Raw genomic sequence first — 13,538 nt, forward strand, 5'->3', positions numbered from 1 at the left:
TAGGTGCGGCGACGCACCGCAAAGGGGCGGCCCCGGAACCGAACGGTTCCGGGGCCGCCCCTTTTTTTCGCGGTGCGCTGCCAGCCGTTCCTCCGGCCGGGCGGCAGTCCTCGTCCAGGAAGTGCAGGGCGGTCGGCCGGCGTGCGCGGGTCCGCCGCGTCGAGGCCGCGTTTCTCGCGCCAGGAGAAGCCGGTCCGGAGCGTAGTGCCGGTCACATTCGCCGGGTCGGGAAGCGGCGGACCCGGGCCCCGGCCGGTGACAAGCCGCACAGGGCAAATCGGACATACTAGGGAGTTTCGTAGGGCAAAGGGGGGTGTCTTGGGGGGTTCCGTCCCTGGAAAATCCCGTCAACGGGACAAATCACCCCCGGGCATCTACGAGCCCTGGTAGTAAACGGGGACGTTTGGGGAACTCCGGACATCCGGGTTACCAAAGATGAGCCAACCCGGCACATGGCTGAGCGTGCCGGGTCACTTCATGCCCGAGACGGGCGTGATCGCCCATGTCCCCGGCCCCGGAGGTCTGCTCTATGTCCGCGAAGCGCGTCATCACCCGTTCTACCCGTATCACCGTCGGCGCAACCCTCGGTGCTGTGCTGGCTCTCGGGGCCGGGACGACCGCCGCCTTCGCCGACGCCCCGCAGACGGCCCCCGCCGCCTCCGCCGCCCTCACCGCCGACGTCGCCGCGGCGAAGAAGAAGGCCGGCCTGTGGGACAAGCCGCTGGAGAAGTACACGCTGTCCGCGACCTTCGGCAAGGGCGGCAGCATGTGGGCCCGCAAGCACTCCGGCCAGGACTTCGCCGTCCCGGTCGGCACCCCGGTCAACGCCGCGGCCGCCGGTGTGGTCGTCAAGGCCGGCCCGAACGGCGGCGGCGACGGCCCCGCCTACGGCAACGCCATCGTGATCAAGCACGCCAACAACACGTACTCGCAGTACGCGCACCTGTCGAAGATCCAGGTCAAGGTCGGCCAGAAGGTCGCTGTCAAGCAGCGCATCGCCCTGTCCGGCAACACCGGAAACTCCAGCGGCCCGCACCTGCACTTCGAGATCCGCACCACCCCGAACTACGGTTCGGCCCTCAACCCGGTGGCCTTCCTGCGCACCAACGGCGTCAGCATCTGACCCGTTCCGCGCCCCGCCTGACCGACGCCGACCGGCCCTCGTGGCCGGTCGGCGCCGTCGTACCCGGTCGCGTCCCGCCGGGTGGGGCCAGGTCAGGGGAGCAGCCAGGCGTGGGCCGGCTTCGGAGCCGGCGAGAGCTTGCCCTCCTTGTAGCCGGCGGCCTGCTCCTGCGTGAACGCCGAGTCGTAGACCCTGATGTTGTGCAGGCCGCCCTGCCACGGCCCGGTCCAGATGTCGTGGTGCCGGGACCGGCCGAGCTGCAGCGGGCCGGGGGCCTGCCAGATCGCCGGGACCGGCGTCTCGCCGGCCTTCTTTCCGTCCACGTAGAGGGCGATGGCCTTCTTCTCCGCGTCGTACGTGGCCATCAGCAGCGTCGGCGTCTTGAGGACGGTGAGCCCCTCGGCGGCGACGGTCCGCGTGGTCGCCTCCGCGCCCTTGTCGCCCGTCTGTACGCGGAAGATCCAGGCCTGCTTGCCGTTCACCTCGTTCACGCCGAGCTCGAACGAGTAGGACTCCCCGTCGCCCTGGCTCATGACGATCCGCGAGCCCTTGGTGGCGGAGCTGTAGGCGCGTGCGGTGATCGTGAAGCTCTTCGTCACGTCGACCACGGGCTCGGCGGACTGCCCCCACGAGTTCCCGTTGCCCTTGCCGATGACCTGGAACCGCTTGCCCAGCGGGCTGACCCTGAGGTCCGGGCCCAGCCGGATGCCGGTCTGCCCGTAGCTGTCGCGCAGCAGGGTGTCGTCACCGGCGACGGTCGCGGTGTAGGCCTGGGGCGACGTCGAATTCCCCGGTTCGGGCGAGGCCGGCGTCGACGCCGACGGCTTGGCGTCCGCACCCTCCCCACCGCCCGCGCCGCCCAGCAGGAAGAACGTTCCACCGCCGGCGAGGAGCGCCAGTACGGTCACGGCGCCGCCCAGCATCCACAGCTTCTTCCGGCGCCGCTCGGCGTCGGACCGTTCGGCCATGGCCTCCCAGTCCGGCTGCTGCGATGCGCCGGGTACGTCCGGGCCGGCCAGCCGCGTGAAGCCCGGCTGCGCCTGCGTGGCCGGCGGCCACTGACCGCCGTCCGCCTCCTGCTGGTACGGGTTCGGCTGCTGCTCGAACTGCGGGTAGCCGTAGCCGTAGCCACCACCGCCGGCCGGATAGCCGTAGCCGTTGTGGGCGGGCGGTCCGGGCGGGAAACCGTAGCCGCTGCCGGGGGCGGGCTCGGGCTGCGGGCTGCTCGGAGGATTCGTGCCGTCGGTCATGGCACTGGAGCCTAAGTCACGCCCTGGCGGGCGGGCACGGCCCGGTGCCCGCCCGTCAGTCCGGCGGAAGCTTGAGGACCGGGAAGCTGCCCGTCGCCGTCGGAGCGTGCTCCGGCAGCCACAGCACCGCGACCGCTCCGGCCGCCCCGCCGGCGGGCGTGCCCGCCGCCGTCATCGAGCGGTCCAGGACACCCGGGGCCGCCACGTTGCGGAACGTCAACCGGGCGCCCAGCACCCGCGCCTGCCCCTCCGCGATGGTCAGACCCAGCCCGTGCCCCACGCCCGCGCGGTCCGTCGACCCGGTACGGAACCGGCTCGGCCCCTCGCGCAGCAGCGCCTCGGGGAAGCCCGGCCCGTGGTCGCGGACCCGTACGACCCGCCCCTCGACGTCGACCTGGATCGGCGGCTGCCCGTATCGGGCGGCGTTGGCGAGCAGGTTGCCCAGGATCCGCTCCAGCCGCCGCGGGTCGGTGCTGACGACCTCGTCGGCGACGATCCGTACGGTCGCCTCCGGCATCAGCGCCTTCACGCGCCGGCTCACGAACTCGCCGAGCGCCACGTCCTGGAGCTCCGCCCGCTCCGAGGCGCTGTCCAGCCGGGCCACTTCCAGCACGTCCTCGACCAGCGCGCGCAGCGCCTGCGCCCGGTCCCGGACCAGCTCCGTCGGCCGCCCCGGGGGCAGCAGTTCCGCGGCGGTGAGCAGGCCCGTCACCGGGGTCCGCAGCTCGTGCGCGATGTCGGCGGTCACCCGCCGCTCCGCCTCCAGCCGCTGCTGGAGCGCGTCGGCCATCGCGTCCACGGCCCGCGCGAGGTCGTCCGTCTCGTCGCGGACGACACCGCCGACCGCGTCCCGTACCCGTACGTCGGGATCACCGTGCGCCACCCGCTGCGAGGCGGCCGCCGCCTTGCGCAGCCGGCGCGAGATCTGCCCGCCGATGAGCACGCCGAGCGCCGAGCCGGCGATCACGGCCGACAGTCCGCCGATGACCAGGGCCCGGTCCAGGTCGTTGAGCAAAGTGGTGCTCTCCCGGAACGGCGTGTGCAGCGACAGCACCATGCCGTTGCCGAGCGGTACGGCGGCCCACACCTCGGGGAGCCCGTGGGGCCGCTCCTGCACGTAGGTCCCGCGCCGCCCCGACTGCGCCTTCTGCCGCAGCTCGACGGGGAGTTCGGGGTCGTTGAGCTTGGCCCCCATCGGCGGCTTGCGCCCGGCCTCGGCGTTGCGGGAGATGAACTGCACGCGTTCCAGCTGCACATCGCGCGCGCTCTCCAGCATCGACACGCGTGCGGCGCTGTGCACCACCAGGCTCAGCGCGATCGTGACGAGGGCGCCCACGGCGGCGATGGCGAGTGTGATCTTCCAGCGGATCCCCGTGCGGAGGGTGAACCGTCTCATGCTTTCAGCTTGTATCCGAAGCCCCGGACCGTTTCGATGCGGTCCTGTCCGATCTTGGTGCGCAGGCGCTGGACGTGGACGTCCACCACGCGGGTGTCGCCGCCCCAGTCGTAGTCCCAGACCCGCTCCAGGAGCCGGTCGCGTGACAGGACGGTGCCCGGCGCGGAGGAGAACTCCAGCAGCAGCCGCATCTCGGTCGGCGTCAGCGCCACGTGGGCGCCCGACCTGCGCACCTCCATGCCCTCGGTGTCCACTTCCAGGTCGCCGAAGGAGAGCACCCCGCGTTCGGCGTCGGGGTCGTGGTCGGAACCGCCCGCGGCGCCGTTCTGCGGGCCGCCGGAGTGGTCGAAGCGGCGCAGCACGGCGCGGATCCGGGCGACGAGCACGGATCCGTCGAAGGGCTTGGTGACGTAGTCGTCGGCGCCCGCCTCCAGTCCGAGCACCACGTCGATGCTGTCGGCGCGCGCCGACAGCATGATGACGGGGACGGTGGACTCGTCGCGGATGCGGCGGCACAGGCTCACGCCGTCCATGCCCGGCACCATCACGTCCAGCAGGGCGATGTCGGGCCGGCGCGCACGGAAGGACTCCAGGCCTGACAAGCCGTCGGGCATGGCCGTGACCACGAACCCGTCGCGCTCCAGCGCCAGGGTCGTGGCCTCACGGATGACGTCGTCGTCCTCCACGAACAGGACATGGGTCTCGGCCATGCGCAAGCCTCGCCTCAGTTCTTCTTGCTCAGTTCGCTCAGTTCTTCTGACTCGTGGCTGGAGCGGGCTGGACGCCGCCGTCGACCACGTTGCTGTACTCCGAGTGCACCCGGTCCTGCTCGGTGAACTTCTCCCCGTTCCAGCGGTAGGTGATCACGTCCTCGCCCGACGGATAGGCGAACGTGTCGTTCTTTCCGTAGACCTGCTTCGTGACCACCAGGTCGCCCCGGTCGATCTCCGCGTAGACGGGTGGCTGTTCGTCCGAGAACACATTCTCGTACCTGCCGCCGTCCGCCCGGTACACGTAGGAGCCGCGGCCCAGGGCGTCGGCGCAGGACAGGACGTTCACGACGATGTCCCCGGCCGGGCCGCCGGTGACCTTCCCGTAGCTCACGTCCACCGGATACTCCTTGCCGGTGCAGGGCTTGAGGTCCCGCTTGACCTCCGAGCTGACCTTGGGGTCCGCCATGAGCAGGGCGACCGGGTCCACCTTCTTCAGGGGCGCGCCGGACCCGGAGGCCGAGGCCGGGGCGGTGTCGGTCGGCGCGGTCCTGGAGACGGTGTCGGTGCGTGCGGGACCGCCGTCGCGCAGGCCCGTGCCCCCGGTGGCGCAACCGACCGCGAACACGGCTGTGCCGACGAGGACGATGGTCCCCGCCGACACCAGCACCAGACTGCCTCTTCCCCCGAACACGGGGGGAGAGCTCCTGCCGTTCAGATCTTGGCCGTTCAGGCCGCGCACCGCTCACGCCCCTCGTACCGCATGGTGTGGTCACCGCGCTCCAGCGCACGCATGTCCAGGTCCCGGCTCTCCAGCTCCTGCCGGAGCCGGGCCAGGGCGCGGTGCAGAGTGCTCTTCACGGTTCCCGCCGACATTCCGAGCGCCGCGGCCGTCTCCTCGGTGCTCATCTGCTCCCAGTGTCGCAGGACGACCACACTGCGCTGCTTGGGCGCGAGCACCTTGAGGATGTCCATCAGCAGGGCGCGGTCGGCGCGCTGGTCGGAGCCGTCCTCGACGGACGCGTCGGGGAGCTGCTCGGTGGGGACCTCTTCGAGCTTGCGGGCGCGCCACCACTCCGTACGCGTGTTGATCATGACGCGGCGGAGGTAGGCGTCGGCCAGGGACTTGTCGGCGATGCCGTCCCAGCGGCCGTAGGTGCGCACGAGGGCCGTCTGCAGGAGGTCCTGGGCGTCGGTGGGGTCCGGAACCAGCCGCCGGGCACTGCGCAGCAGGGCGTCCTGCCGGGTGCGTACGTACTCTTCGAACCCGAGCACCTCGCCGTGCGCCTGCGCCATTTCAGACCGCCTCCGTTCCGTCCAACCGCTCCACCGCTGTCTTACGGGGACGACGGTACGGAGGGGTTGTCACGGGCCTGTGCGAGCCAGCCTTCGGTGGGAGCACGGACACCCATAGGTTGTGTAACAGCCCCTGTGAGCTGGGGTTTCACGGCCACAAGCGGAATTGCTGACTCAGCTTCAGTGGCGGCTACGGGCGGTGGCGGACCGGTGCACGGTCCGTTCCCGAACCGCCGCCCGTCCGCCGCCGAACACCTCGCCGCTCATGCTGCGGTCACGCGGCCGTGCCCGCTGTCATGTCTGCGGTCGTGTCTGGGGGAGCCGGTAGAGGCCGCCGTCGAGGGGCTCCACCAGCCCGTCGGACACCAGCCCGTCGAGTGCACGGGCGCGCTGTACCGGCTCGTTCCACACGGTGTCGAGCACGGCCTGCGGAACGGGCCCCACCGCCTCCCGCAGGACGGCCAGGAGTTTGCCGCGCACCTGCCGGTCCGTCCCGGCGTACGTCTGCCCGCGCCGCGGCGGCCCGTCGTGCGCGGGCTTCCCGGCCAGGCGCCATGCGCACAGCCGCGCCACCGGGCAGCGCACGCAGTCCGGGTTCTTCGCGGTGCACACGAGCGCGCCGAGCTCCATCGAGGCCGCCGCCCAGCGGGCCGCGGTGGACTCGTCCTCGGGCAGCAGCTCGCGCGCCAGGCGCCGCTCGGCGGCCGTGGTCGCGTTCGGCGGGTACTCCACGCCGGTGGCGGCGCGCGCGAAGACCCGCCTGACGTTGGTGTCCAGGACGGCGTGCCGCTGCCCGTACGCGAAGGAGGCCACCGCGGCGGCGGTGTACTCGCCCACCCCGGGCAGCGCGAGGAGCTGCGCGTGCTCCCGCGGGACGTCGCCGCCGTGCCGCTCCGCTATCGCGGCGGCCGCGCCGTGCAGCCGCAGGGCCCGGCGCGGGTAGCCGAGCCGCCCCCAGGCCCGTACGGCCTCGCCGGGGGCCTCCGCGGCCAGGTCGGCGGGGCGGGGCCAGCGGGCGAGCCACTGCTCGTAGACCGGCAGCACGCGGCTGACCGGGGTCTGCTGGAGCATGAACTCGCTGACCATGACGCCCCAGGGGCCGGCCTCGGGGCGGCGCCAGGGCAGGTCGCGGGCGTGCTCCTCGAACCACGAGATGACGGGGGAGTGCAGTGCGTGGGAGGAGTCGGCGGGCACGTCGCGGGAGCCGTCGCGGGACACGTCCGGCGACACGTCGGGGGAGGAAGAGGGGGATGCAGTCATGGCGTACGGCATCCTGGCACGTTTCGGACCTCGGGGGAGGACTCGCCGGCCGGGCCCGGCCCCGTCAGCCGGATGCCCGCCCGGATGCCGAGCCCGGTACCCGCCCGGCCCCCGCCCGCCCGCACGGCGCGGACGGCGCGGGCAGCGGGACCGGTGAGCGCCAGGACGACGAGAGCGGCGAGGGAACCGCCCAGCAGCAGACCCAGTGCCACGTCGTGCGGGTAGTGGACGCCGACGAAGACGCGGGAGAAGCCCATCAGCAGCGCGAGCGGCACCACCACAGGCGCGAGCCGGCGTACGGCCATGACCAGCGCGACGGCCGCGGCGCCCGCGATGGCCGCGTGGTTGCTGGGGAACGACCAGTCGCCGGGCGGCGGGCACTCGGCCAGCGGGGCCGCGGCGCCGGCGACGGCGCGGCACGGGCGCTCCTCCTCCACGGTGGACTTCACGGCCTCCGAGACGGCGTAGGCGACGGCGGTGGCCGCCGGCGCGAGGAGGGCGAGCGCCACCGCCCGGGCGCCGCCCCGGCCGCGCGCCCGCCACCAGACGGCGGCGAGGAGCACCCCGAAGAGCCAGAGCCCGTATCCCGTCCAGAGCTCGACAACCCGCTGCACCCACACGGGTGCGGATCGGGCGAGACCGGTGACGGAGCGGAAGAGGTCGGAGGTGTCCATGGTCACCGAACGTACACAAACCGGATTAATGCCCATGTCAGCCCTTTGGCCGATTCCCGTCGCTTCCGCTTGCGCCCGCAGGATGATCATCGGCAAATCAAGTCCGCTGCGCGGCATGTGGGGCACTGATCGGGCCGCGAACCTTTGTAAGGTTCCGTTCGTGGGATCTCTGCGCAATCCGGTCGGGCCGCTCCCCTCCTCCATCTACTGGCGACGGAGGGCTGTGCTGGCGTCAGTCGTCGCGCTCCTCGCGCTGCTCGCCGTATGGACCGTCAGTTCCGGTGGGGGGAAGACGAGTACGAACGGAAAGGGCGAGGGCCGCCCCGATCCCGTCACCTCGATCACCCCCGGACCGGCCGGCACGGGCCCCGCCATCAGCGCCGCACCCGGCGGACGCCCCGAGTCCGGAAGCGGTGGCAGCACCGGCACCGAGGGCGGCGCGGGCGGCGGCGCGGGCAAGAACGGCGAACCGGGCAACGGCACCGCCGCCGGCGGCGGTTCGGGATCCGCCACCGGCGGCGCGGGCGGCCCGGCGGCGGTCCCGGCCGACTCCCCGCTCCCCACGTGTGCGACGTCCGCGCTCCAGTGGGAGGTCAAGAGCGCGAAGAACGAGTACGAGGCGAACGAGAAGCCCCGCCTCGAACTGATCGCCCGCAACACCTCCGGAACGACCTGCAAGGTCGATCTCGGCCCGAAGCAGGCCGTCCTGACCATCCTTCAGGCGAGCAGCAACAAGGCGGTGTGGTCCTCGGCGGACTGCCCGACGGGCGCCGGCAACGCCTTCTTCCGCCTCCCCGCGCAGGGCGAGACCAAGCACGCGCTGGACTGGGACCGCAGGTTCAGCGCCGCCGACCAGTGCCAGTCGCCTCCGGCGGGGTCCGCGGCTCCCGACACCTACGTCGTCGAGGTCAAGTCCCCGGGCATGCCGGTGGCCCGCACCTCGTTCGTCCTCAAGCAGAACTAGACGCCGGCCCCGCCTGCCGCCCCGCCGGCGTCCGGGGCGCGGGCGCGGTGGCCCGGTGCGGGGCCGGGCAGACGGGCGAGTCGGCCGGGCCAAGCCGCAGGCTAGACGTACCGCTCCAGGATGGACGACTCGGCCAGACGGGACAGGCCCTCGCGGACGCTCCGCGCGCGGGCCTCGCCCACGCCGTCCACCGCCTGCAGGTCGTCGACGCTCGCGGCGAGCAGCTTCTGCAGACCGCCGAAGTGCTCCACCAGCCGCTCGATGATCGCGCCCGGCAGCCTCGGCACCTTTGCCAGCAGCCGGTAGCCGCGGGGCGACACCGCCGAGTCCAGCGTCTCGGGCGAGCCCGTGTACCCCAGCGCCCGCGCCACGATGGGCAGTTCCAGCAGCTCCGGGTGGGTCAGCGCGTCCAGCTCCGCCAGCGCCTCGTCCACCGTGCGGGAACGCTTCGCCGTCGGCTCGGGCACGTAGTCCCGGATGACCAGCTCGCGCTCCTGCTCGATCCCCACCGTCAGCTCGTCCAGCTGGAGGGACAGCAGTCGCCCGTCCGTGCCCAGTTCGACCACGTACTCGGCGATCTCGGTCGCGATCCGGCGGACCATTTCCAGCCGCTGCGCGACCGCCGTCACGTCGCGCACCGTGACCAGGTCCTCGATCTCCAGCGCCGACAGCGTGCCCGCCACCTCGTCGAGGCGCAGCTTGTACCGCTCCAGCGTGGCCAGCGCCTGGTTGGCCCGCGACAGGATCGCCCCGGACTCCTCCAGGACCCGCCGCTCCCCGTCCACGTACAGCGCGATCAGCCGCATCGACTGCGACACCGACACCACCGGGAAGCCGCACTGCTTCGAGACGCGGTCGGCCGTGCGGTGGCGCGTGCCCGTCTCCTCCGTGGGGATCGACGCGTCCGGTACGAGCTGTACGCCGGCCCGCAGGATCTTGGTGAGGTCCTTGTCGAGGATGAGCGCGCCGTCGAGCTTGCACAGTTCGCGCAGCCGGGTCGCGGTGAACTCCACGTCCAGGACGAAGCCGCCCGTGCACATCGCCTCGACGGCCTTGTCCATGCCGAGGACGATGAGGCCGCCGGTGTTGCCTCGGACGATCCGCTCAAGGCCGTCGCGCAGTGGCTGACCAGGTGCGACCGCGCTCAGCGAGGCGCGCATGAGCGCGTCGTGCTTGGAGCTCGCGCCGGACTTCCCGGGTGCTGGTGCCCCGTCCTTGGCTGCCACTGCACTCCTCCGGTCGCGGGTTGCGCCGCCCAGCGCGGGGGCACGAGGACGTGCGTACGGCCGGGCGGACCAGCACAAAGTCTACCGGCGCGCGCTGCGGCCCCGCCGTGGCTTGGCCAGGTAGGGCCCGGCGGGGCCCTCTGCGGACCCTCTGACCAGGGCGGCGACCGGTCGGTCGGCCGGTTCGATCATGACGGCCCGATCGGTTCGATCATGAGGGGCCGCTCCGTTCGATCATGATCGGCGGGTTGTGGCTGTGGCCGTGGCCTACTGCGCGGCCGCGGGCCGCTCCTTGGCCGGCGTACGGGAGCGTCCGCGCGGCAGGACCCGCAGCGCGTCGCCCATGTCGGCCACCTCGGTGACCTTCATCCCCGCCGGCACCTTGCCCGGATCCGCCGGCACCAGCGCGTGCGTGAAGCCCAGCCGGTGCGCCTCCGCCAGCCGCCGCTGCACGCCCGTCACCCGGCGCACCTCGCCGGCCAGGCCGACCTCGCCGATGGCCACCAGGTTCTTCGGGAGCGGTACGTCGCTGGCGGCGGACGCCAGCGCGAGCGCGATCGCCAGGTCGGCGGCCGGCTCGGTGAGCTTCACCCCGCCCACGGTCGCGCTGTAGATGTCGCGCTTGCCGAGCGCGGTGATCCGGCCGCGCTGCTCCAGGACGGCCAGCATCATCGAGACACGTGAGGTCTCCAGGCCCGAGGTGGTCCGCCGGGGAGAGGGGATCTGCGAGTCCACGGTCAGCGCCTGCACCTCGGCGACCAGCGGCCGCTTGCCCTCCAGGGTCACGGTCAGGCAGGTCCCCGGCACGGCCTCCGCGCGCCGGGTCAGGAACAGCCCGCTCGGGTCGGCGAGCCCGGTGATCCCCTCGTCGTGCAGCTCGAAGCAGCCGACCTCGTCGGTGGCGCCGTAGCGGTTCTTCACACCGCGCACGAGCCGCAGCCGCGCGTGCCGGTCGCCCTCGAAGCTCAGCACCACGTCGACGAGGTGCTCCAGCAGGCGGGGACCGGCGATGGCCCCGTCCTTGGTGACGTGGCCGACGAGGAGGGTGGCCATGCCCCGCTCCTTGGAGGCCCGGATCAGCGCGCCCGCCACCTCCCGCACCTGGGCCATGCCGCCGGGCGCGCCGTCGATCTCGGGCGAGGCGACGGTCTGTACGGAGTCCAGGACGAGCAGGGACGGCTTCACGGCGTCGAGGTGCCCGAGCACCGCGGAGAGGTCGGTCTCGGCGGCGAGGTACAGGTGGTCGCTCAGCGCCTTGATGCGGTCGGCCCGCAGCCGCACCTGGCTCGCCGACTCCTCACCCGTGACGTACAGCGTGCGGTGCGTGTCGCTGGACGCCTTCGCCGCGACGTCCAGCAGCAGCGTCGACTTGCCGACGCCGGGCTCGCCGGCCAGCAGGACGACGGCGCCGGGCACGAGCCCGCCGCCCAGGACACGGTCCAGCTCGTCCACCCCGGTGCTGCGCGCGGTCGCCGTCCGCCCGTCGACCTGGGCGATCGGCAGCGCGGCGGTCGACACCCGGCCGGCCGCGGTGGTCCGGACGGCGGGAGCCCCCATCTCCTCGACGGTGCCCCAGGCCTGGCACTCGGGACACCGGCCGAGCCACTTGGCCGTCGTCCAGCCGCACTCGGTGCAGCGGTACGACGGTCGGTCCTTGGCGGATGAGCGAGCAGTGCGGGCAGCCATGCCGCTCACGGTAGCCGCCCGCACCGACAGCCCGGCCCGCGGTCCTCGATGCGGCGTCAGGGCGGTCGTCAGTGCACCACCGATCTGTTCACCCGTAAGGGCTAAAACCGGGTAAGGCTTCCAAGGCGCCCCCGGCGCGCCGCCTACGGTCGCCAGGTGAACAGCAGCAACCAGGCACAACCCGCACCGCGCACCGGCGCACACCGGGCGCACGGGCGCACGGCTCACGAAGAGGAGCCGCCGCGCCCCTTCCGGCACGAGCCGTACCTCGACGGCCTGTTCACGTACTGCCTGTCGGTCCTGTGCGATCACGACACCGCCACCGACGTGCTGGGGGACGTCCTCGCCGTCGCCGAGCGGCATCCCGGCCGCTGCCCCGACGAGAGCGACCGCCGGGCCTGGCTCTACGCCCTCGCCCGCTGGGGCTGCCTGCGCCGCCTGGCGGAGCAGCGGCGCGTTCGACCGGGAGCGCATTCCGCCCGGCGCGCGCCGGAGCACACCGGGCGCGGCCGTGCGCCGGGGGGCGCAGCCGCCGACGGGCCGGCCGCGGACGCCCACCGGCAGCTTGACGTGAGCGCCTACCGCCGTACCGAGCTGGCCCGTCTCGCCTGGCCGGAGGCCGCGGGGACGACGCCCGCGCAGCGCGAGGCACTCGAACTCGCCGTCCGCCACCGCCTCGCCGTCCCCGAACTCGCCGCCGTCCTCGGCACGCCCCCTGCCGCCGCCCGGGAGCTCCTCACCGGCGCGGCCTGCGAGGTGGAACGCACCCGCGCCGCGCTCGCCGTCGTCGAGACCGGCAGCTGTCCCAGCGTCGCCCAGCTGACCGGCGCGGACGCGGACGGCAACGGCGGCGACGGCGACGTACTGCTGTCCAGCACCCTGCGCGCCGAGCTCGTCCGGCACGTCGACGACTGCCCGCGCTGCCGGCGCGTCGCCGAACGCGTCGGCGCCGCCGCCCCCTGGCCCGGCTCCGGCGGCGTCGACACCGCCGCCCTGCCGCTCGTACCCGCCCCGCGCACCGCGATCCACGCGGCGATGCTCCGCTCCGGCCGGGGCCGCGGCCGGGGCCCCGGCCCGCGCTTCGACCGCACCGGCTTCCCGATGGACCCCAAGGACCGCGCGGCCCGCCGCGACCGGCTGCGGGCCCGGGCGGTGACCACCACCGTCGTGGCCACCGTCGTCGCGGCCCCCGTCCTGGCACTGTGGGCCTCGTACCGCGGCGAGCACGGCTCCGGCGAGCCCGTCGGCAACGGCTCCCCGCGTATCTCCGCCAGCGAGACCGAAGTCCCGCCCGGCCGGATCGACGGCCGCCCGCTGACCGCCTACGAGAACGCCGGGAACGCGGCCACCACCACCGGCGGTCCCGGCTTCGCCGAGAGCAGCGACTCCTCCGACGTCTCCGTCGAGGTGATCAGCACCGGCCCTCCGGCCACCCCCGACCACGCCGCAGCCCCCGGCCGGCTCTCCGTGGCCGCGTCCTCGCGGGGCGCCCTCACCCTGCTCACCCTCACCGCCTCCGGCGGCGCCCCGGTCGACTGGCGGCTGTGGTCCGACGCGCCCTGGCTGCGTGCGAGCCGCACCGCGGGCACCCTCGCGCCCGGAGAATCGGTCACCCTGCACATCGCCGTCGACCCGGAGGCGCAGCCCGTCGGTGCCTGGGCCGCCCGCGTCGGCGTGGACCCGACGGGTGCGGTGGTCTCCATCCGGGGCCGCGGCCGACCCGCGTCGACCCCCACCCCGCAGCCGGAACCGACGCATCCGGCGAGCCCGTCGCCGTCCCCGGACCAGACCCAGGGGCCGACGCCGACACCGTCCCCGACGGAACCCACGATCCCGCCGCCGTCCCCGACGCCCGAGCCGACCCCGACGGACGGAGCAGGCGGAACGGTTTCCCCCGCACCCGACCCGGGGCCGTCCGGGCCGGCGGAGGGCTGACGGGGCCGGCGGGCCGGG

12 protein-coding genes are annotated in these 13,538 nt (G+C 73.5%); 3 read left to right on the forward strand and 9 right to left on the reverse strand.

Annotation, left to right across the window (positions count from 1 at the left end):
• Nucleotides 1-529: 529 nt before the first annotated feature.
• Nucleotides 530-1,123 carry a M23 family metallopeptidase gene (locus tag AVW11_RS29105; RefSeq protein WP_076046501.1) on the forward strand — a complete coding sequence of 198 codons (594 nt, stop codon included), beginning with the start codon at nucleotides 530-532 and terminating at the stop codon, nucleotides 1,121-1,123.
• Between the two features lie 92 nt (nucleotides 1,124-1,215).
• Here the strand turns inward: AVW11_RS29105 and AVW11_RS29110 are convergent, their stop codons facing one another.
• The 7 genes from AVW11_RS29110 to AVW11_RS29140 form a co-directional block, all read right to left on the reverse strand.
• On the reverse strand, nucleotides 1,216-2,373 hold the full coding sequence (locus tag AVW11_RS29110; protein ID WP_076046502.1) for a LamG domain-containing protein: 1,158 nt from the start codon (nucleotides 2,371-2,373) through the stop codon (nucleotides 1,216-1,218).
• Between the two features lie 55 nt (nucleotides 2,374-2,428).
• Entirely contained in the window at nucleotides 2,429-3,769 is a 1,341-nt protein-coding gene (gene cseC, locus AVW11_RS29115; RefSeq protein ID WP_030846124.1) for a two-component system sensor histidine kinase CseC, read from the reverse strand.
• Nucleotides 3,766-4,479 (reverse strand): two-component system response regulator CseB, encoded by a 714-nt coding sequence (gene cseB, locus AVW11_RS29120; protein ID WP_030846126.1) that lies wholly within the window; start codon nucleotides 4,477-4,479, stop codon nucleotides 3,766-3,768. The genes cseC and cseB overlap by 4 nt, the downstream gene beginning before the upstream one ends.
• Nucleotides 4,480-4,516: 37 nt before the next feature.
• Nucleotides 4,517-5,173, reverse strand: a complete 657-nt coding sequence (locus tag AVW11_RS29125; protein WP_381785862.1) for a hypothetical protein — start codon at nucleotides 5,171-5,173, stop codon at nucleotides 4,517-4,519.
• Nucleotides 5,174-5,208: 35 nt separating this feature from the next.
• Nucleotides 5,209-5,775, reverse strand: coding sequence for a SigE family RNA polymerase sigma factor (locus AVW11_RS29130; RefSeq protein ID WP_030763752.1), 567 nt, complete (start codon nucleotides 5,773-5,775; stop codon nucleotides 5,209-5,211).
• Between the two features lie 294 nt (nucleotides 5,776-6,069).
• A complete protein-coding gene (locus AVW11_RS29135) occupies nucleotides 6,070-7,035 on the reverse strand; it encodes an HhH-GPD family protein (RefSeq protein WP_107423352.1) in 966 nt (321 codons plus the stop codon).
• A complete protein-coding gene (locus AVW11_RS29140) occupies nucleotides 7,032-7,709 on the reverse strand; it encodes a phosphatase PAP2 family protein (protein WP_107052281.1) in 678 nt (225 codons plus the stop codon). Before AVW11_RS29140 ends, AVW11_RS29135 begins: the two co-directional genes overlap by 4 nt.
• A gap of 223 nt (nucleotides 7,710-7,932) precedes the next feature.
• On the opposite strand from AVW11_RS29140, the gene AVW11_RS37545 reads away from it, so the two are divergent.
• Nucleotides 7,933-8,673 carry a hypothetical protein gene (locus tag AVW11_RS37545; RefSeq protein ID WP_158076171.1) on the forward strand — a complete coding sequence of 247 codons (741 nt, stop codon included), beginning with the start codon at nucleotides 7,933-7,935 and terminating at the stop codon, nucleotides 8,671-8,673.
• A gap of 101 nt (nucleotides 8,674-8,774) precedes the next feature.
• Here the strand turns inward: AVW11_RS37545 and disA are convergent, their stop codons facing one another.
• Nucleotides 8,775-9,899, reverse strand: a complete 1,125-nt coding sequence (disA, locus tag AVW11_RS29150; protein ID WP_030846141.1) for a DNA integrity scanning diadenylate cyclase DisA — start codon at nucleotides 9,897-9,899, stop codon at nucleotides 8,775-8,777.
• 267 nt (nucleotides 9,900-10,166) lie between these two features.
• Nucleotides 10,167-11,585 carry a DNA repair protein RadA gene (radA, locus tag AVW11_RS29155; RefSeq protein WP_030846144.1) on the reverse strand — a complete coding sequence of 473 codons (1,419 nt, stop codon included), beginning with the start codon at nucleotides 11,583-11,585 and terminating at the stop codon, nucleotides 10,167-10,169.
• Nucleotides 11,586-11,741: 156 nt separating this feature from the next.
• Between radA and AVW11_RS29160 the strand changes: the two genes are divergently transcribed.
• Nucleotides 11,742-13,520, forward strand: a complete 1,779-nt coding sequence (locus tag AVW11_RS29160; RefSeq protein WP_076046503.1) for a BACON domain-containing protein — start codon at nucleotides 11,742-11,744, stop codon at nucleotides 13,518-13,520.
• Nucleotides 13,521-13,538: the final 18 nt, after the last annotated feature.

Source organism: Streptomyces amritsarensis (genome assembly GCF_001953875.1).
Classification (GTDB): Bacteria; Actinomycetota; Actinomycetes; order Streptomycetales; family Streptomycetaceae; genus Streptomyces; species Streptomyces amritsarensis.

Excerpts from the sequence above, each read along its gene's own strand:
- AVW11_RS29105 (WP_076046501.1), top strand. The coding sequence starts at position 530 with ATGTCCGCGAAGCGCGTCATCACCCGTTCTACCCGTATCACCGTCGGC.
- AVW11_RS29140 (WP_107052281.1), bottom strand. The coding sequence starts at position 7,709 with ATGGACACCTCCGACCTCTTCCGCTCCGTCACCGGTCTCGCCCGATCC.
- cseB (WP_030846126.1), bottom strand. The coding sequence starts at position 4,479 with ATGGCCGAGACCCATGTCCTGTTCGTGGAGGACGACGACGTCATCCGT.
- cseC (WP_030846124.1), bottom strand. The coding sequence starts at position 3,769 with ATGAGACGGTTCACCCTCCGCACGGGGATCCGCTGGAAGATCACACTC.
- AVW11_RS29130 (WP_030763752.1), bottom strand. The coding sequence starts at position 5,775 with ATGGCGCAGGCGCACGGCGAGGTGCTCGGGTTCGAAGAGTACGTACGC.
- AVW11_RS29110 (WP_076046502.1), bottom strand. The coding sequence starts at position 2,373 with ATGACCGACGGCACGAATCCTCCGAGCAGCCCGCAGCCCGAGCCCGCC.
- radA (WP_030846144.1), bottom strand. The coding sequence starts at position 11,585 with ATGGCTGCCCGCACTGCTCGCTCATCCGCCAAGGACCGACCGTCGTAC.
- AVW11_RS29135 (WP_107423352.1), bottom strand. The coding sequence starts at position 7,035 with ATGACTGCATCCCCCTCTTCCTCCCCCGACGTGTCGCCGGACGTGTCC.